Annotated in this window: 12 protein-coding genes; 9 read left to right on the plus strand and 3 right to left on the minus strand. The window is 44.9% G+C overall.

What is annotated here, in order from left to right; all coding sequences use genetic code 11:
- The first annotated feature begins 53 nt into the window (after positions 1-53).
- Genes R2083_RS15300 through R2083_RS15310 form a run of 3 tightly spaced genes read left to right on the plus strand, consistent with a single transcriptional unit; the run spans position 54 to position 5,324 of the window.
- Positions 54-1,646 carry an efflux RND transporter periplasmic adaptor subunit gene (locus R2083_RS15300; RefSeq protein WP_411172559.1) on the plus strand — a complete coding sequence of 531 codons (1,593 nt, stop codon included), beginning with the start codon at positions 54-56 and terminating at the stop codon, positions 1,644-1,646.
- A gap of 1 nt (position 1,647) precedes the next feature.
- Entirely contained in the window at positions 1,648-4,782 is a 3,135-nt protein-coding gene (locus tag R2083_RS15305) for a CusA/CzcA family heavy metal efflux RND transporter (protein WP_317539053.1), read from the plus strand.
- Positions 4,783-4,802: 20 nt separating this feature from the next.
- On the plus strand, positions 4,803-5,324 hold the full coding sequence (locus R2083_RS15310) for a class I SAM-dependent methyltransferase (protein ID WP_317539054.1): 522 nt from the start codon (positions 4,803-4,805) through the stop codon (positions 5,322-5,324).
- A gap of 30 nt (positions 5,325-5,354) precedes the next feature.
- Here R2083_RS15310 and R2083_RS15315 read toward each other — a convergent pair whose 3' ends face one another.
- Complete coding sequence (locus R2083_RS15315; protein ID WP_317539055.1) at positions 5,355-6,314, minus strand: tyrosine-type recombinase/integrase; 960 nt, start codon at positions 6,312-6,314, stop codon at positions 5,355-5,357.
- 168 nt (positions 6,315-6,482) lie between these two features.
- Between R2083_RS15315 and R2083_RS15320 the strand changes: the two genes are divergently transcribed.
- From R2083_RS15320 to R2083_RS15330, 3 genes are all read left to right on the plus strand, one after another.
- A complete protein-coding gene (locus R2083_RS15320; protein ID WP_317539056.1) occupies positions 6,483-6,719 on the plus strand; it encodes a CopG family transcriptional regulator in 237 nt (78 codons plus the stop codon).
- A complete protein-coding gene (locus R2083_RS15325; RefSeq protein WP_317539057.1) occupies positions 6,706-7,047 on the plus strand; it encodes a type II toxin-antitoxin system PemK/MazF family toxin in 342 nt (113 codons plus the stop codon). The genes R2083_RS15320 and R2083_RS15325 overlap by 14 nt, the downstream gene beginning before the upstream one ends.
- A gap of 190 nt (positions 7,048-7,237) precedes the next feature.
- On the plus strand, positions 7,238-7,975 hold the full coding sequence (locus R2083_RS15330) for a UPF0149 family protein (RefSeq protein ID WP_317539058.1): 738 nt from the start codon (positions 7,238-7,240) through the stop codon (positions 7,973-7,975).
- A gap of 547 nt (positions 7,976-8,522) precedes the next feature.
- Here R2083_RS15330 and R2083_RS15335 read toward each other — a convergent pair.
- Together R2083_RS15335 and R2083_RS15340 are read right to left on the minus strand one after the other, a co-directional pair.
- Positions 8,523-9,395, minus strand: coding sequence for a restriction endonuclease (locus tag R2083_RS15335; protein WP_317539059.1), 873 nt, complete (start codon positions 9,393-9,395; stop codon positions 8,523-8,525).
- 33 nt (positions 9,396-9,428) lie between these two features.
- Positions 9,429-10,265, minus strand: coding sequence for a hypothetical protein (locus tag R2083_RS15340; protein ID WP_317539060.1), 837 nt, complete (start codon positions 10,263-10,265; stop codon positions 9,429-9,431).
- Positions 10,266-10,670: 405 nt separating this feature from the next.
- Between R2083_RS15340 and R2083_RS15345 the strand changes: the two genes are divergently transcribed.
- The 3 genes from R2083_RS15345 to R2083_RS15355 form a co-directional block, all read left to right on the plus strand.
- Positions 10,671-13,526: an SNF2-related protein gene (locus R2083_RS15345; protein WP_317539061.1), complete on the plus strand. Its 2,856-nt coding sequence runs from the start codon at positions 10,671-10,673 to the stop codon at positions 13,524-13,526.
- Positions 13,527-13,555: 29 nt separating this feature from the next.
- Entirely contained in the window at positions 13,556-14,833 is a 1,278-nt protein-coding gene (locus R2083_RS15350) for a DUF2130 domain-containing protein (RefSeq protein ID WP_317539062.1), read from the plus strand.
- A gap of 59 nt (positions 14,834-14,892) precedes the next feature.
- Positions 14,893-16,587: AAA family ATPase (locus tag R2083_RS15355; protein WP_317539063.1), on the plus strand; the 1,695-nt coding region annotated here is incomplete at its 3' end.

Genomic DNA, 16,587 nt, shown 5'->3' on the forward strand with positions numbered 1-16,587 from the left:
GAAGCTCTGATTTGGTTCAAAGCCACGTCAGCTGTGGTGTTGAAAAAAATCCTATGGGACTTTGGTGTCGTTTGTTTAAATGCACCCGTATTACACTGGCAGTCGCGATTTTTGCGGGTTTCTGGTGGGGTTATACACAATCCCAGACGAAAACCGCGGCTATTTCTCACCAAACAAACAACTTTGATAAAAAGATTCTTTATTATCGTAATCCGATGGGACTGCCCGATACTTCTCCCATTCCCAAGAAAGATCCAATGGGGATGGATTATTTGCCTGTTTATGAAGGCGAAGAATCCCAAACTGATAAATCCTTAATCAGGATTAGTACAGAAAAAATTCAAAAATTAGGGGTGCGAGCTGAAGCGGCATCAATGCGCCAGCTTATCCGTACCGTCAGGGCTGTTGCAACGATACAAGCAGATGAACAAAAGTTACATACTCAAGTTACTAAATTTGAAGGATGGATTCAACGTCTTTACATCAATACGACTGGCCAAGCGGTTAAGAAAGGCGATATGTTGATGGATGTTTATAGTCCTGAATTAATTACGGCTCAACAGGAGTATCTTATTGCTGAGAAAGGGTTGCAAGCAGTTGCAAACAGCGATACAGATACCAAGGCTGCTATGCAAAGATTGGCTAAAAGTGCTTTACAGCGTTTGCGTAATTGGGATATCTCTGAAATTGAATTACAGCATTTACAGCGCGGTGGTGTTACCAAAGAGTATGTCACATTAAGATCTTTAGCCAATGGCGTAGTTTTGGAAAAACCTTCCATTGAAGGAAAACGCTTTGCACCTGGAGAAGTGCTTTTTCAAATCGCAGATCTTTCTCGAGTATGGGTGCTGGCAGATGTTTTTGAGCAAGATTTAGGTCTGATTCATCCTGGACAAAAGGCAACCATTAGAGTCGACGCCTATCCAGAAAAAATATTTACTGGAAAAGTTGCTTTTATTTACCCTAAAGTAACGCCTGAGACTCGTACGGCAATCGTACGTATTATCCTTCATAACCCAGATGGCTTACTCAAACCCGATATGTATGCAAACGTAGAGTTTGCTTCATTTCATAATGATAATAAAGTATTAACCATTCCCGATTCGGCAGTACTTGATACAGGCGCGCGTCGGATGGTGTTGGTTGATCTAGGGGAAGGCCGATATGAACCGCGTACGGTGAAGTTGGGTATGCATGCGGATGGTTTTACTGAAGTACTAGGTGGGATTCAAGCCGGTGAATTTGTGGTGGTTAAGGCTAATTTTCTAATTGATGCCGAAAGTAATATGAAAGCGGCGATAAGCAATTTTAGTCATGCTTCACATAATTTCAAAACAGACGAGCTAATGCCCGTCAGTTCAAGTAAGCCTACAACAAGTACAACTACTGTTCATCAAGCGGATGGAATCATTAAAGAAATAGCCTCCTCGCGAAGTGTTATCAAGCTTGCGCATGGCCCAGTCCCTAGCCTTAATTGGCCGTCCATGACTATGGATTTCAGCTTAAAGAATCCTTCATTGCTGAGTTCTTTAAAACCTGGACAGAAGGTAATATTTGAATTTATTGAGGAATCTCCTGGAGCATATGTAATTACTCACATATATCCTGCTGCAGGCCACAATCTCGGCCCTCTCCAAGAACATTAACATGGTTAAGCAAATTATCGAATGGTCAGTACGGCATGTTTTTTTGGTATTACTGGCTACTTTCTCAATCATTGCCTGGGGAGTATATGCTGTTTCAAAAACTCCAGTAGATGCAATTCCTGACCTATCCGATGTACAAGTCATCGTCTATACCGAATACCCGGGACAGGCTCCTCAAGTAGTCGAAGATCAAGTGACTTACCCGCTGACTACAGCGATGCTGAGTGTGCCTAAATCCAAGGTGGTGCGCGGGTTGTCTGCATTTGGGGTATCGTTTGTCTATGTCATTTTTGAAGATGGAACGGATATTTACTGGGCTCGCTCACGGGTATTGGAATACCTAAGCTTTGCAGCTAATAAATTACCGGAAAGTGTCAGACCCTCACTCGGCCCGGACGCAAGCGGGTTAGGATGGGTTTATCAGTATATTGTTACCGCTAAAGACCGCACATTGGATGAATTACGCAGTCTCCAGGATTGGTTTTTACGTTTTCAATTGGTCGCAGTAGATGGAGTATCCGAAGTAGCTAGTGTAGGTGGATTTCAGAAAACCTATCAGATCACGGTAGAGCCAAGGCGTTTGCAAACATATGGCATCTCCCTCAGAACAGTAATCAATGTGGTCGCTCAAAGTAATCGCGATGTTGGCGGGCGAGTGATCGAGCTCACCGAAACCGAGTACATGGTGCGCGGTAAAGGCTATTTGCGCGGGATCAGCGACCTGGAAAATCTAGTTGTAAAAGCCCATGAAGGTATGCCAGTGTTGCTACGCGATGTAGCTCGCATAGAACTGGCACCGGATGAGCGGCGAGGTATTACCGAATTTAATGGCGAAGGTGAAGCTGTTTCCGGCATTGCTGTAGCGCGTTATGGAGAAAATGCGTTAGAGGTCATCCACAATGTTGAAGCAAAAATCGACGAACTCAAACCTGGTTTACCGGGGGGAGTCGAAATTCAGTCGGTTTACAATCGCTCTGAATTAATTGAACGAGCCATCGCAACGCTTAATGAAGTATTGATTGAACAGGTCGTTATCGTGGCGTTGATATGCGTGGCATTTCTTATGCATGTCCGCAGTACATTGATTGCGATCATTATGTTGCCAATTGGCGTAATCATCGCATTCATTGTTATGTTTCATTTGGGGATCAATTCCAACATTATGAGCTTGGCAGGCATAGCACTGGCTATTGCTGAAATGACCGACGCAGCCATTGTAATGATCGAAAATGCTCACAAGCATCTTTCGAGGCTCGAGCCCCAGGCTCCTGCTTCTGAGCGCAGGAATGCAATTATCAAAGCATGTCAAGAAGTTGGTCCTACCCTATTTTTCAGTTTGCTGATTATCACTGTGTCATTTTTACCGATATTTGCACTTGAAGCCCAGGAAGGGCGTATGTTTCAACCGCTCGCTTTTACCAAAACCTTTGCTATGGCGGGCGGGGCTCTACTTTCCATTACTTTGGTTCCAGCGCTGATGTTGTTATTGCTCCGAGGTCGTATTCCGCGTGAACAGGATAATCCATTGGGAAAGCTGCTGATCCGCTTGTATGAACCGGTCATCCCCTGGATTATTAAATGGAAGAAAAGCATTCTTGTTATCGCCATTGCAGTATTGGGAGTGACTATTTATCCAGCTCTAAAACTAGGTACTGAGTTCATGCCGCCGCTAAATGAAGGCACATTGCTTTATATGCCCGTGACACTCCCGGGTGTCTCTATTACAAAAGCAGCAGAATTGTTGCAAACGCAGAACAAGATTATCAAAAATTTTCCTGAAGTTGCGTCAGTATTTGGTAAGGCGGGACGTGCAAATACCGCTACCGATCCGGCACCTTTGGAAATGACAGAAACAATTATTAACTTAAAACCTGAAAGTGAATGGCGGCCTAATATATCGCTTGAAAAACTCGTTGCAGAATTAGATCAGGCATTACAAATTCCTGGGGTAGCCAATGCCTGGACTATGCCTATCAAAAATAGAACGGATATGTTGGCGACCGGTATTCGTACGCCGATTGGTATCAAAGTCTTCGGCAATGATCTCGGTGAAATAGAAAAGTTAGGCAGAGAGATTGAGGCGGCTATAAAAACTGTACCCGGCACTACGAGCGCATTTGCAGAGCGGACCACGGGCGGTTATTACCTCGATATAGAACCAGATCGTATGGCGCTTGCACGTTATGGATTAGCAGTAGGTGATCTGCTCGAAGTCATTACAGTAGCGCTTGGGGGTGAAACGATTACCACAACGGTGGAAGGGCGCGAGCGCTATGGCGTGACTGTGCGTTACCCACGTGAACTTAGAAGTGACCCCCAAGCTATTGCTACACAAGTGCTGGTTCCATCCATGAATGGAATCATGATCCCGTTGGGTCAATTGGCTAAAATCAAGTTGATCCAAGGTCCACCCAGTATTCGTACAGAGAACGCATTGCTTGCTGCCTATATCTTTGTTGATATTCGAGGTAGAGATATCGGCAGTTATATTGCTGATGCGCAAAAAGCTGTGCTTGAACAAGTAGAATTTCCATCAGGATATTACGCAACCTGGAGCGGCCAATTTGAATACATGGAACGCGCAACAGAGAAGTTGAAAGTGGTGATTCCTATTACCCTTCTCCTTGTATTCATTCTAATCTATTTAAATTTCAACCGACTGACCGAAACTATGATCGTTATGCTATCAGTTCCCTTTTCTCTGGTCGGCGGTATCTGGCTGATGTTTTGGCTCGACTATAATATAAGTATCGCGGTGGCAGTAGGTTTCATCGGTTTGGTCGGCATTGCGGCTGAGTCCGGTATGGTGATGCTGGAGTTTCTCGATCAGGCTCTGACGGAGATGCGCGAGAAGCGTCAAGCCGCAGGTGAGGAAATCACCATTGAAGACCTTTACTTTGCAGTGACTGAAGGCGCTGTTACTCGGATACGTTCTGTCATGATGACTATTGCCGGAAGTATTCTAGGTCTGCTGCCCGTTATGCTGAGTAGTGGCACGGGTTCCGAGCTGACTCGGCGAATCGCGGCTCCGATGGTTGGTGGCATGGTTTCAGCGACGATATTGACGCTGATTATTTTTCCTGCAATTTATGTACTAGTTAAGGAAATATCGATTAAGCGCTCACTAAAAACATAAAAATTGAGAGGACGGTCGCGATGAAGAGAGACCCCCGTTATATCCCTGTGTTTTATTTTCACTGGCTGACGCGTTGGTATGATCCGGTCATGCGGCACTTATTTCCTGAGGAAGCATTAAAGTCTGCATTGATTGCGCAAGCCAGTATTCAACCAGGTCATGAAATATTAGATATAGGCTGCGGCACAGGCACTCTTACTTTGCAGATCAAACACACTCATTCGGATGCATTAGTGTATGGACTCGACGTAGATCCTGAGATATTGAATATCGCTCAAAGAAAAGCCAAGCAAGCAGATAAAACTATCCTGCTGCAACAAGGAACGGCGATTAATCTACCCTATCCGAACGAAAGTTTTGACCGTGCATTTATCAGTCTGATGCTGCATCACCTGCCATCGCAAGATAAGCGACGAGCGCTTACGGAAGCATTCCGAGTACTCAGGCCCGGCGGCCAATTGCACGTTATAGTATATCCCGTCAGCGGCAGTTGGACAAAACGATGTGATTGCATAAGAGAAAGTTTTGGCTCATCGTTATGAATAGCATCGTCAGTGCATTCTGAAAAACATTTAGATCATAATTCTTTCCACTTCATCAAGCGTCATATCATCGCGGCGCCGGTCATATAGCTGTGTGGTACGTGTACTGGAGTGGTTCGCCATAATTGCCGCTTTTTCTAAAGTTCCGCCATTTTTAAGGTAAGCAGTAATGCCGGTAGCCCTAAAACTATGATTGCCAACTTTTGTTGCGATACCTGATTTATTAATGTGTCTTTGTATCATGGCATGAGCATTGGCTTGTACTAAAGGAGAAGAGGTTAGTTGTCCGGTTCCGCGGCCAATGGTACGAAAAAGAAAACCCTTCGGATCATCACGCAGATTAGTCTCATTAATATAGGCACTTAAATACTCTTCCAGATTATGGTGACAGGGCATTTCATGTCGTTTGCCACCTTTTTCGTGCAAACGTACCCAGAGCCTTCTGTTTTGCGTATAAACATCCTCAACTTTCATCGCTAAAGCCGCACCAATCCGAGCAAATGAGTAAACCATCAATGCAATCAGCGCCCGATCTCTTAAGCCTGAAGGTTTGCTGACATCGATGCTGTTCAATAATTGCCGGGTATCTTCACTATCTAAAATGGGAGTTTTACCGGTTTTAACGCGATGAGCAGGGCCTCTAACGGACGAGGCTGGATTGGTGGCTACAATTTGGCCGATTACGAGCCAATCAAATAAATGCCGTATAGCCGCCAAATGTTGCTTGACACTGGGTGCCGATAGTCGTCTGGTTTGTAATTCAATCCAAGCGGCTACATGTAATGGCTCAATATCAATCAATGCGGCAACCTGAGCCTCGGTCTGACACCAATTCAAAAAATCCAAAACTGCGCGAACATATGCACGACGAGTATGAGGATTTCGAATATTGGATGCAAAGAATTCCAGAAAACGAATTCTGGCTCGTTCACCGGATGCAGTGACTAATGTCGGGCAGGAAAATTTTGTCAGAGAAGTTAGATTCGACATTTTTGGTTAGGACAAAATGCAATCGTGATGAGTGAATTTTACACTTATTCATACATGTGATAAAGGACATTATCACATATATAAATGTCATTTTACTAATTGATAGAGTGTAAAACTAAATCACCATATAGTATGATAAAAATATATTCACTTTAGCGGGAGTTTATAATGACCCACCGAACGACAATTACATTGGATGATGAGAGTTTTATATTTCTTAATAGTATTGCCGGTGAAAATCGTAGCGCATATATTAATGAGCTACTAAAACAGGAACGAATGAATCATCTTAAGCAAGCTCTGCTAAAAGCAAACCAAGAAGAAGCTGCTGATTCTGAGTATCAGGATGAATTAAAAGAATGGGACACAGCTCTATCGGACGGGCTAACGAATGACAGAGTTTAAGCAACTTGATATTTACTGGGTGGATTTGGACTCATCTCTCGGTGCTGAAACTCAAAAACTGCGACCATGCGTGATCATTCAAAATGATCTGGTGAATATACAATCAAAAACGTTGATTGTGGCGCCTTTGCTTCCTAATCATAGGCCTTGGCCATTTGCAGTAAATTTGACGCCAACAAATGATAATGGGTTAGATATGGATCGTCATATCAATCTCAAACAATTGCGTGCAATTGATATCTCTCGAATTGGCAAAAAGCAAGGAATCGTTGAGAATGAATATTTGCACGCGATCAAGCAAGCTTTAACCATCATAGTTGATTTGTAGGTATCCTTAAATTTCCGGCGAATGTCTTTGCCTATAATTCAAATATGCAGAATATCTATCTGATATTTGAGCTGAAGGGTTTGCTGTTGATCAGTGTAAACTAGCTGAAACCGACAATTTAATGGTTTGATAAACTGTTGAGATGATAACGGAACCTGAATGAAGCATTTACTCGAACCAAATCTTTTCCATGCCTGAAGATAGCAAAATCCCCAAAGAGCTACTGCCATTGTCGCAAGAGGAAATGGACGAGCTCGACAATTTCCTAATATCGGATATTACCTCTGATGAAACGATGACGCTTGATATATTGGATGGCTATTTGACCGCTATAGTGTCTGGGCCTGTTACATTGTCGCTTAATGACTGGTTGCCAGGTATTTGGGGATCAAGCGAAGAACATAAACCCAGGTTCGTATCGATGAAACAGGCGGAACATATCCTACAACTGATCCTGCGTCACATGAACGGCATTATCTGGATGCTGCAGGATGACCCGGAAGGTTTTGAGCCTGTGCTTTCCGCTTTCAAGTACCGGAATCGAGAGTATATGGATGGTGAAGGTTGGGCCTATGGCTATATTCAAGGGCTTACATTGTCTCGCGAACAATGGCAGCCATTTTTCGATGACCCCAATAACAGGGAAATATTAAAACCCATTCATTTACTTGGCTTTGATGAAATCTCCCCGGAAGAAGAATTACTGACCCAAACTCCGAAGCAAAGAGAAAAACTAACCAAGCAAATTCCAACTTGTGTGGCACAAATTTATCGTTATTGGCTACCCTACCGGCAAGCAATTTATGAACGTAATGTTGCTAAGACCATCAAACGAAGTCATCCAAAGACCGGACGTAATGATCCTTGTCCTTGTGGTAGTGGACTAAAATTCAAAAAGTGCTGCGGTGTGGCTTCATCGCTCCATTGAATTCAGAAATAATCGTTTTTGAGAGCTTATTCTTGGCTCATATATAGGAAATTGACCAAAAAATACCCGATAACTTGCAAGTAAGTCTGGAATTACGCAAAAAAAGTTTGCGCGATTCAGCATAGTTGAAAGAAACTCAAATCATTTAATGAGAATCATTATTATTTGCATCTAGTAAGAGTAAAGAGTATGATTCATTTGCACTTACGTATCTTCGTAGTTGCAGACCGCGGCTACCAGCGCATTAATTCTTGCGTAGACGGATGGTAGCTCCTACTAATGTACTTTTTCCCATTCCTTGCTTACAGCCCAGCACATTTCTTCCTCCTTTGCGTGCTGGGTTTCTTTCATCTCACGCATAACCATTATTTCTTAATCAATTCATCAAGCCGATTCAATGGGCTTTTACTTTTTAAAACCCGACAGGATTTCTTCCGGATCAACCATGGGCCGTTGTATTTCTGCTAAACCTGCTTGTCGGGCACCTTTCTTTTGAATACCAAATTAATAAAATCTACGCAATTGGCTCACCCGCAGAGTGCGGAATTTAACTAGTCAAACCAATTGCCCTAACACCTCGGCATCTTGGAAACTCAACACAACCCCAGAAGTTTTTACCTGAATTTGCTCCCTTCCTTGCAACACGCTTAACCATAGAATTTCCGCACTGAGGACAAATCGGTTCCGCACTAGCTGTAGAAGGTGTCGATTCCGAGATATTCTTTTTGGTTCTGTCTACCTTATTTGAAAACATCCAATGCGTTTTTTCAATCATCGCCGTCAGCATAGGTCCATCAATCAATTCGATATTCTGCTCTTTTGCAAAAGATTGTGCTTCCGCTGTAAAAATGCCCGAAGTGACGAGAAATCCTCCCACTGCCCCTTTTGTAACCATCACACCCAATAGCTCACGCACGACACTGACCGATACTTTATAGGCGCGCCATTGCTTGCACTGCACAAGAAATACTTCGCCCTCTTTTTTCAGTACCAAGTCAATTCCCCCATCCGCTCCGCCACCGTCATTTTCAATAACCGTAAAGCCCCGCATCCGGAAAACCTCGCCTACAAGTAACTCGAAATCTCTCCAATTGATATCGTGCAACGGGTCATCTGTTTTTCCGCTACCGGCAATCCGGACAAGATTCTTACGTTTACGTTGTTTGAAAAAAGAAGCCAGCGCACCGGATAAAAATAGTAGCGGCAAAATATATTGGCCGTAATAAGCAAACGTTCTGCTCATTTGCCCGGCAACCGCGCGGCTGATTTGTCCAGGAGTTGCCTGGAGTGACGTCTCAAGAACAGCATAAGGTTGCAAAAGAACGTAAACCGCAACAGCAAGAACGATTCCCATCCACCAAGGCAGTGCCGCAGTTATTTTGAATATGTCTTCAGCAATGCCATTTTTTCTTCTAGCCATTGGTTCCTCCCATCAATTCGATTTCAATTGTGATCAAGATTTACGTATTCGATAGAATGTCCTGGATCTTCTGTTTAGCAATGGTTTATCCCACATCTCGAACAGACCGGGTGCAATCAATTGATTTTTGAAGGAATGATGACCATATCTTGCTTTCATATGAGCTTCATCATCGGCCAATTGCATATGCACCAGTTTCCCTGCATGTGCAAGGCAAGCCCACCCGTCAGAACGACCAATCTGCATTGCAATGTCGCAAAACAATTGAATTAGCTGGCTTTGTTGAAGGCATAATAATTCGAATTGCTGGGTAAATTCATCTGAAGCCATATACTCCGCTTGCATCCGCCTAGCTTGTTGCATTGTCTCGGCTACGGATTTCAAATGCACCCAGACAGGCAAAATCTTTTCTCTCTGCTTATCGAGATAATTACTGGCCAGGGGTAAATCTTCAGGAGAATGGGATTGCCAATCAGACAAGAAATGATGAACCAGTCGATTGCGCTCTTCACGCATTATTTCAGAGGCTTCGAGCTGATTCTCAGCGAAAGTAGCATCAACGGTAATTTTGAATGAGCAAGATAACCACGGCTCGGCCATAGCGCGCGGCCCCGGCAGTTCTTCATCGGATGAAGATAATACTTCGTCAAAATACTGCTTGATGAGTTGTCCCATCATGTCTTTCTGTATCCCGTTAATTCGTTGCTCCTGTTTAATTGCTAATTCACGTGCATAACCTTGCACTTTCGATTTTCCCAGAATCATTTTAAGCAGGCCCTCGATTTGCTGAAATATCAGCAAATTTCTGCCAACCTTGCGGAGCACTTCATCTTGTAGCTTTTGTGGTGGCAAGGCTTCTTCTTGGTTCATTGAGGAAGGCTGTGTGGTTAAACTATCCCTCTATAACGGCACAAATTCTTATGAAATGAACTCAAGGGCCATCCCTAGTATTCAATTGACTGGCCGGAGAATAGCGTGCGAAATGTACTAGAATCCTCAATTTGCCAAGTATTTGGAAAATCAATAGCAATGGCGACATCAAACTTTTCGGTATTAAGCCAGCACGACGAACAACTGTTGCGTCTGGGTATGATGGCAGAGAAATATTTTTGCTGATGATCCAAACATCCTGTCTTGGCAGATTCAAGTATAAACTTCAACAATTTGATTATTTAGATGATATACAGTACATTTCTACATATTTGAAATAGTCGAAAGTCTTTTAAATCATTCTGGCCGATATGAATTGGAATAACTGGTGATGGACTTCGGCTAATGATTACAGCTTTCCAGGCAAAATACTTTGCATACGAATTAACGCGCCGTTTCTCAACAGATAGCGCCGAGAAATTAGCAGGCGCAGTAGCCAGCGCTCAAGTGGATATCAACCCGCACCAGGTCGATGCAGCCTTGTTTGCTTTTAACTCACCGCTTTCTAAGGGTGCGCTACTGGCTGATGAAGTGGGATTAGGAAAAACCATTGAAGCCGGATTGGTGCTGTCCCAAAAGTGGGCAGAGCGTAAACGGCGTATCTTGATCATCACACCTTCAAACCTGCGTAAACAGTGGCATCAGGAGCTGACTGAAAAATTCTTTCTTCCCTGCTGTATTCTCGAAGCCAAATCCTATAACGCTGCAATCAAACAAGGTAAGTTTCGTCCATTCGAATTATCCGAAATCATCATTTGCTCATACCAATTTGCAAAAAGTAAGGCCACAGATGTTCATGCAATACCCTGGGATTTGGTTGTTATTGATGAGGCGCATAGGCTGCGCAATGTTTATAAGCCATCAAATGTGATAGCAAATACGCTGAAGCTGGCATTAGCGGGTAAACATAAGCTACTGCTTACAGCTACACCACTACAAAATTCACTGCTGGAACTCTATGGATTGGTGAGTTTTATTGATGAGCATACTTTCGGTGATTTAAAAAGTTTCCGCGAACAATTTGCTAATCTAAATCAGGATCAAGTATTTCAAACCCTCAAGGCTCGGCTCAAGCCGGTTTGCCATCGAACGCTACGCCGCCAGGTTACTGCCTATATCCCATACACCAAGCGCCTGCCGCTGGTGGAAGAGTTTACTCCGGAAGAAAGCGAAGATCGTCTTTACCATCTTGTTTCAGAATATCTGCAACGTGACAACCTACAAGCGCTGCCATCAAGCCAACGTTCCCTGATGACACTGGTGTTACGCAAGTTATTGGCCTCATCCACCTTTGCCATTGCGGGTGCGCTGACTTCCATTTCAACTCGACTCAAACGCAAGCTGGGCAAACAGGAATCCGCAGAATCGCTTGAAGATGAGCTGGATCAGGACTATGAGGCACTTGATGAAACCGCCGAGGAATGGACAGAAGAAGAACCTGCCGAATTGCTCACCGAGGATGATCGTAAGGCTCTCGAACAGGAAATTGCCGAGCTTGATGCCTTTGCCGCACTTGCGATTTCAATCGATCATAATGCTAAGGGTAAGGCGCTGCTAGAAGCGCTGGGTATTGCATTTGCCAAGGCAAAAGAACTTGGCGCAGCTGAGAAAGCAATCATCTTCACCGAATCACGCCGTACACAAAACTATTTATTGCGCTTGCTGGCAGACAGTCCTTTTTCTGAAGGTATTGTACTTTTCAATGGCACTAATACCGACGATCAATCCAAAGTTATCTACAATCAGTGGCTTGATCGTCACAAAGGTACAGATCGAGTGACAGGATCACGTACCGCAGATATGCGCTCGGCACTGGTCGATTATTTCCGCGAAACGGGACGTATCATGATCGCAACGGAAGCCGGTGCCGAAGGTATCAACCTTCAATTCTGCTCATTGGTCGTTAATTATGATTTGCCATGGAATCCACAACGGATCGAACAGCGAATTGGCCGCTGTCACCGCTATGGCCAAAAACATGACGTAGTGGTTGTAAACTTCCTTAACCGCAAGAATGCTGCCGATAAACGGGTTTTCGAATTATTGGCAGAAAAATTTAAGCTATTTGAAGGTGTCTTTGGTGCCAGCGATGAAGTATTGGGAGCTATTGAATCAGGTGTAGATTTCGAAAAACGCATAGCCGCCATCTACCAGCACTGTCGTATGCAGGAAGAAATTCAAACAGCTTTTGATCAGCTCCAGCTCGAATTGAGCTTGGAAATCAATGAATCCATGACACGCACGCGCCAACAATTATTGGATAATTTTGATGACGAAGTGCGTGAAAAGCTCAAAGTGCGAGACGAGGCATCTAAAGCTTACCTCAATCATTACGAGCGCTTGCTGATGCAGCTTACCCAATATGAACTCAACGGCCATGCCGAGTTTCTGGATGATTCCTCGTTCCTCCTGGAGAAACAGCCTTTCCCGGAACAGGCTGCAACAATCCCAGTTGGATTATATGAACTGCCACGGCGATCAGGTGAAGCGCATCTTTATCGCCTCAATCACCCACTCGCTGAAACACTCATTGCACAGGCCAAAATGCGTACCCTGCCTCCAGCAGAAATTCATTTTGATTATCAACAGTACGATGGCAAGGTTACATTACTGGAAGAGTTCATTGGCAAGTCCGGCTGGTTAACTCTCTCGCTTTTTAGCGTTGTATCACTCGATCAAGCGGAAGATCATCTTATTTTGGCAGCGGAAACCGATGATGGCCAAATATTGGATGAGGAAATTGCTGCACGACTACTGACACTTCCTGGGAATGTGGTTAACCAAGTTCAGGTTAGTTTAGAGAACACATCTCTGGAAGCACAAACCCAAAAGCGCCAATTAGAAATACAGCGCAACATTTCAGAACGCAATGCCCGTTTCTTCGAAGCTGAAGCTGACAAACTGGATGGCTGGGCAGATGATTTGAAGGTTGGCTTGGAAAGAGAAATTAAAGAAATTGACCGCCAAATCAAGGAAGCGCGCCGTATTGCGGTAACTGCACTGACTCTGGAAGAAAAGCTCTCCGGACAAAAACTGATCAAATCGTTAGAGGCGCAGCGCAATCTGAAGCGACGCTCACTCTTTGATGCACAGGATCAGGTAGACAAGCAGCGTGAAGAATTGATTTCGGTGATTGAAGGGAAAATGAACCAAAGTATACGATCTGATCAATTATTTTTAATACGCTGGACTATTTCATAGCCATAGCTATAAACAGGAGAAATATTGTTATGACAGAGCCAACGATCACCTGCCCTAACTGCAAAACAGAAATTAAGCTAACCGAATCATTGGCAGCTCCGCTGATTGAATCCACGCGTAGGCAGTTTGAGCAACGACTGGCGCAAAAAGACAGCGAAATTATCCAGCGTGAACAAGCCATGCGTGAAAAAGAAAAGCAACTGGCAGAAGACAAGCGCAGGCTTGAAGACCAAGTGGCCAATCAAGTAGCAGAACAGTTGAAAGTAGAGCGTGCTCGCGTGATTGCGGAAGAATCTAAGAAGGCTAAACTGGCCAGCGCTGCCGAGCTGGAAAACAAAGCGCGTGAACTGACCGAATTACAAGAAGTGCTTAAATCCCGCGACGAAAAGTTGGCGGAAGCGCAGAAAGCACAAGCTGAGCTCATCAAGAAACAGCGTGAACTCGATGATGCCAAGCGCGAACTGGAACTCACCGTAGAAAAGCGAGTGCAGGACGGATTGATCGAAGTCCGCACTCTCGCCAAAAAAGAAGCTGAAGACGAGCAGAAACTGAAAGTGATGGAAAAGGAACAAACCATTACCGCGATGCAGAAGCAGATCGAAGATCTAAAGCGTAGGGCTGAACAGGGTTCTCAGCAACTACAAGGTGAAGTACAGGAACTTGAGCTGGAGAATCTGCTGCGTAGCAAATTTCCTTTCGATGCGATTGAGCCAGTGCCCAAGGGAGAATACGGCGGAGATGTGCTGCACCGTGTTGTCGGCACAGGTGGTCAAACTGGGGGCACCATTCTGTGGGAATTCAAGCGCACCAAGAACTGGAGCGACGCGTGGCTGGTAAAACTGCGCGATGATCAGCGAACTGCAAAGGCAGAAATCGCTGTGATCGTGAGTCAGATTTTGCCGAAAGGCGTTGAAACCTTCGAATTGGTCGAAGGTGTCTGGGTCACACATCCGCGTGCTGCTCTACCGGTAGCTATGATATTACGCCAATCATTGCTGGAAGTTGCTCTGGCACGCCAGTCATCCGAAGGCCAACAAACCAAAACCGAAATGGTCTATCAATACCTCACCGGCCCACGTTTCCGCCAGCGTGTGGAAGCCATTGTTGAAGCGTTTTCCACTATGCAGGAAGATCTTGATAAAGAACGTAAAGCAATTATGAAACAGTGGGCCAAACGTGAAGAGCAGATTGAGCGTGTGATGGGGGCTACAGTTGGGATGTATGGCGACTTGCAGGGAATTGCGGGCAAATCGTTGCAGGAGATTGAAGGGCTCGAATTGCCGGCTCTTGGAAACAGCGGTCAATGAATCACTACGATTCGAAGTAAAGCGTGATCACCAGGTGAAATGATTTAGAAGGACAAAAGTTGATTGAATCAATAGAAATCAAAGGGGTCGCAACTTATGGGGATGAGCCGCAGATATTGGCTGGCTTATCCGCGTTCAATTATTTGTTCGGTTCAAACGGCACAGGGAAAACCACTATCAGTCGCATAATTTCGGAAGAAACTAAATTTCCAGCGTGCAAGATCATTTGGCGAGCGGGAACGAAACTCCAGCCGATGGTTTACAACCACGATTTCGTGGAACGGAACTTTACACAATCGGCAGAATTGAAAGGGGTGTTCACTTTAGGTGAAAAGCAAAGTGATACGCTGGCAAAGATTGCAGCGGCAAAGAGTGAATTGGATGCGCTGACAAACAAGATCGAAACTCTAACTCAGGGACTTCAGGGTGCGGAAGGGAATGGTGGCAAGAAAGGAGAATTGGCGACGCTTGAGGCGGGACTGAAGGACAAGTGTTGGGTGCAAAAGCAGAAGTACGATGAGAAACTGCAAGGCGGATTCGAGGGGTACCGGAACAGTTCGGAAAAGTTCAAAGGCAAAGTGCTTCAGGAGCAAGCATCCAATGTTGCAGCACTCATCACCTTGGCAGAGTTGGAGAAGAAAGCGGAAAGCGTCTTCGGACCTGCCCCCACTAAAGAGGCATCAATCCCAGCTTTCGATACAAGCAAACTCCTCGCGTATGAAACAGCACCAATTCTGCAGAAGCGGGTTATCGGTAAAGAAGATGTCGATATCGCAGCAATGATTAAGAAGCTCGGAAACAGCGACTGGGTTCGAGGAGGTATAGGATATTTCGACGTAAATGATGGAGTGTGTCCATTCTGCCAACAAGATACGACTGACGCATTTGCTCAAAGCCTGAACGAGTATTTTGACGAGACCTTTCTGACAGACAGCAAGGCAATTGACGACCTCGTCACGAACTACGCTACCGAAGCTGCCCGAATTCAGCAACAACTTGCTGGAATCATTGCATCACCGCCTAAGTTCCTTGATGTTGAGAAGTTGAAAGCAGAGAAGGAGCTTCTTGACACGAAAATCACGCTGAATAACCAGCGCCTTGCTGAAAAGAAAAGGGAGGCAAGCCAGGTGATCGAGCTGGACTCGCTGAGTAACGTCTTCGCGGCGATCAAGACCCTGATTGACACGGCCAATACCCAAGTGGCAATGCACAACAATATGGTTGCGAACCTCGCTGCCGAGCGCGCGACGCTGACCGCACAGGTTTGGAAGTTCGTCCTTGAAGAACTGAAAACTGATCTCACTGCGTACAAGATGGCGAAAGATAGCTTGGACAAAGCCATTTCGGCGATGACGACGCAGTTAATAACGGCGAAAACGGATAAGGCGAAAAAGGCAACGCAGATTAGCGAGCTGGAAAAACAAACTACAAGCGTCCAGCCTACGATTGACGGCATTAACAGTCTACTGTCATCGTTTGGATTCCAAGGCTTCAAGCTCGCGAAAGCGGCTAACGGTACGTCCTACAAGCTCGTGCGCTCGGATGGCTCCGATGCCAAGGCAACATTGAGCGAGGGTGAGAAGACCTTTGTTACCTTCCTCTATTTTTACCATTTGCTTAAAGGCAGCATGTCTGACAGCGGGATGACAACTGACCGAGTTGTAGTCTTCGACGATCCAGTTTCCAGTCTCGATAGTGACATCCTCTTTATTGTCGGTAGCCTTATCAAAGGGCTTTTCGACGAGGTTCGATCA

This window comes from Nitrosomonas sp. Is35 (genome assembly GCF_033063295.1).
Lineage (GTDB): Bacteria > Pseudomonadota > Gammaproteobacteria > Burkholderiales > Nitrosomonadaceae > Nitrosomonas.

Bases quoted from the DNA above. Each gene is read 5' to 3' on its own strand.
- R2083_RS15300 (WP_411172559.1), top strand. From the start codon at position 54: ATGGGACTTTGGTGTCGTTTGTTTAAATGCACCCGTATTACACTGGCA.
- R2083_RS15305 (WP_317539053.1), top strand. From the start codon at position 1,648: ATGGTTAAGCAAATTATCGAATGGTCAGTACGGCATGTTTTTTTGGTA.
- R2083_RS15310 (WP_317539054.1), top strand. From the start codon at position 4,803: ATGAAGAGAGACCCCCGTTATATCCCTGTGTTTTATTTTCACTGGCTG.
- R2083_RS15315 (WP_317539055.1), bottom strand. From the start codon at position 6,314: ATGTCGAATCTAACTTCTCTGACAAAATTTTCCTGCCCGACATTAGTC.
- R2083_RS15320 (WP_317539056.1), top strand. From the start codon at position 6,483: ATGACCCACCGAACGACAATTACATTGGATGATGAGAGTTTTATATTT.
- R2083_RS15325 (WP_317539057.1), top strand. From the start codon at position 6,706: ATGACAGAGTTTAAGCAACTTGATATTTACTGGGTGGATTTGGACTCA.
- R2083_RS15330 (WP_317539058.1), top strand. From the start codon at position 7,238: ATGCCTGAAGATAGCAAAATCCCCAAAGAGCTACTGCCATTGTCGCAA.
- R2083_RS15335 (WP_317539059.1), bottom strand. From the start codon at position 9,395: ATGGCTAGAAGAAAAAATGGCATTGCTGAAGACATATTCAAAATAACT.
- R2083_RS15340 (WP_317539060.1), bottom strand. From the start codon at position 10,265: ATGAACCAAGAAGAAGCCTTGCCACCACAAAAGCTACAAGATGAAGTG.
- R2083_RS15345 (WP_317539061.1), top strand. From the start codon at position 10,671: ATGATTACAGCTTTCCAGGCAAAATACTTTGCATACGAATTAACGCGC.
- R2083_RS15350 (WP_317539062.1), top strand. From the start codon at position 13,556: ATGACAGAGCCAACGATCACCTGCCCTAACTGCAAAACAGAAATTAAG.